General features: G+C 58.8%; 1 rRNA gene. It reads right to left on the reverse strand.

Annotated features, from left to right (window positions below):
* Positions 1-447, reverse strand: a 16S ribosomal RNA gene (locus C1631_RS23710); the annotation flags it as partial.

Consider the following 447-nt stretch of genomic DNA (forward strand, 5'->3'; position numbering starts at 1 on the left):
GACTACAGGGGTATCTAATCCTGTTCGCTCCCCACGCTTTCGCTCCTCAGCGTCAGTAACGGCCCAGAGACCTGCCTTCGCCATTGGTGTTCTTCCCGATATCTACACATTCCACCGTTACACCGGGAATTCCAGTCTCCCCTACCGCACTCCAGCCCGCCCGTACCCGGCGCAGATCCACCGTTAAGCGATGGACTTTCACACCGGACGCGACGAACCGCCTACGAGCCCTTTACGCCCAATAATTCCGGATAACGCTTGCACCCTACGTATTACCGCGGCTGCTGGCACGGAGTTAGCCGGTGCTTATTCGAAAGGTACACTCACCCGAAGGCTTGCTCCCGATCAAAAGCGGTTTACAACCCGAAGGCCGTCATCCCGCACGCGGCGTCGCTGCATCAGGCTTGCGCCCATTGTGCAATATTCCCCACTGCTGCCGCCCGTAGG

This window comes from Chryseobacterium phosphatilyticum (assembly GCF_002899825.2).
GTDB classification, from domain to species: Bacteria; Bacteroidota; Bacteroidia; order Flavobacteriales; family Weeksellaceae; genus Chryseobacterium; species Chryseobacterium phosphatilyticum.